The sequence below is a fragment of the Roseateles sp. P5_B10 genome (genome assembly GCF_056400485.1).
On the sequence record NZ_JBFULE010000893.1, the window covers coordinates 1 to 2,045 of the forward strand.

Sequence of the window (2,045 nt, forward strand, 5' to 3'; positions counted from 1 at the left end):
GAACTGGAGAGCGCGCAAGGCCTGACCTTCGTCCACCCCTTTGACGACCCCGACGTCATCGCCGGCCAGGGCACCATCGCCATGGAGCTGCTGCGCCAGCATCCCGGCCCCATCGACGCGATCTTCGTCGCCATCGGCGGCGGCGGCCTCATCTCCGGCGTTGCTGCCTACGTCAAAGCGCTGCGTCCGGAGATCAAGATCATCGGCGTGCAGACCACCGACTCTGACGCCATGCTGCGCTCGGTGAAGGCCGGCAAGCGCGTGACGCTCAGTGACGTCGGCCTGTTCGCCGACGGTACCGCCGTCAAGCTGGTGGGCGAGGAAACCTTCCGCATCGCCCGCGAGCTGGTTGACGACTACATCGTCGTCGACACCGACGCCGTTTGCGCGGCCATCAAGGATGTCTTCGAGGACACGCGTTCCATTCTTGAGCCCTCAGGGGCGATGAGCGTCGCCGCCGTCAAGCAATACGCCGCGACGACTGGCGCCAAGGGCGAAACGCTGGTCGCCATCACCTGCGGCGCCAACATGAACTTCGACCGCCTGCGCTTCGTCGCCGAGCGGGCCGAGGTCGGCGAGCACCGCGAGGCGTTGTTTGCCGTCACCATCCCCGAGGCGCGCGGCAGCTTCAAGCGCTTCTGCGAGTTGCTCGGCCCGCGCAGCGTCACCGAGTTCAACTACCGCATCGCCGGCGCGGACGTCGCCCATATCTTCGTCGGCATCGCCATCTCCAAGCCCGACGACGCTGCCAAGCTGGCCCGCACCTTCAGCAAGGCCGGCTTCGAGACGCTGGACCTGACCAACGACGAACTCGCGAAGCAGCACATCCGCCACATGGTGGGTGGGCGCAGCGAACTGGCACGCGACGAGCGCCTCTATCGCTTCGTCTTTCCAGAACGGCCGGGCGCGCTGATGCGCTTCCTGTCCAGCATGCACCCCGACTGGAACATCAGCCTTTTCCACTACCGCAACCAGGGTGCGGACTACGGCCGCATCCTTGTCGGCATCCAGGTTCCCAGGGGCGATGCGGCGGCTTTGCGAGAGTTCCTCAACGGCTTGAACTACCCCTTCGAAGACGAAACCTCCAATCCGGTCTATCGCTTGTTCCTCGGTTGAGTTGAAATGCGGGGTCTGACAACGCCTGCGCCATGACCGTTGCCCAACAGTCGCTGATCTCCCCCACCGCCAATCCCGAGCTGGAAAAAGCCCTGCGTGACCGCGTCGATCGACGCTCGGCCATCGCTGGCGGCCTCGGCGAACTGGAACCACTGGCCGTCCGCCTCGGGCTCGTGCAGAACAGCCTGACGCCGCGCTTTCGCGACCCGGTGCTCGGTCTTTTCGCTTCCGATCACGGCATCGTCGTCGACGGCGTCGGCGCCCAATGGGGCCGTGCCACCAGGGACCAGGTGCAGATGGCCCTGCATGCCCAGTTGCCGGTGTCAGTCTTTGCCYGGCTGCAGGGCCTGCACCTGACCGTCGTCGACTGCGGCGTCGCCGAGAACCYGCCCCCTCACGCCCGGCTGCTGGCGCGCAAGGTCGCCCATGGCACGCGCAACGCGCGCACCGCGCATGCGATGAGCGTCGAGCAGGCCCACGCTGGCGTGCGCGTCGGCATGGAGATCGCCGACAACCTGCCCGGCAATGTGCTGGCCTGCGCCTCCATGGGCCAGGGCTCGCCCGAATGCGCCGCCCTGGTGCTGGCGCGGCTGTCCGACCAACCGGTGCGCGACTTCATCGTCTCTGGCCCGACCATGCGCCAGGACGATCTCGTCCATCTGCTCGACGTGCTGCAAGGCGCCCTGGCCCGCCATCGCGACGCCAAGGACCCCATGGACATCATCGCGGCCTTCGGTGGCCACGAGATCGCCGTCATGGTTGGCGCCATGCTCGTCGCGGCCAGCAAGCGCAGCCTCATCATCGTGGACGGCATCGCCGCCTGCGCGGCCCTCAAGCTCGCGTCGCTGATCTGCGCGCCGGTGACCGACTACGCGGTGTTCTGCCGCAGCCATGTGCACCGCGGCCTGGATGAAGCGCTGGCCCTGTTC

The 2,045-nt window shown here is 67.1% G+C and carries 2 protein-coding genes; both read left to right on the forward strand.

Annotated elements, in window-relative coordinates:
* Positions 1 to 1,116 (forward strand): threonine ammonia-lyase, biosynthetic (gene ilvA / locus AC1DU6_RS28945; protein WP_477861376.1); only part of this gene is annotated, 1,116 nt, incomplete at its 5' end.
* A 32-nt stretch (positions 1,117 to 1,148) separates the two neighbouring features.
* Positions 1,149 to 2,045, forward strand: an 897-nt coding sequence (locus AC1DU6_RS28950; protein WP_477861378.1) for a nicotinate-nucleotide--dimethylbenzimidazole phosphoribosyltransferase, incomplete at its 3' end; no start/stop codon positions are given.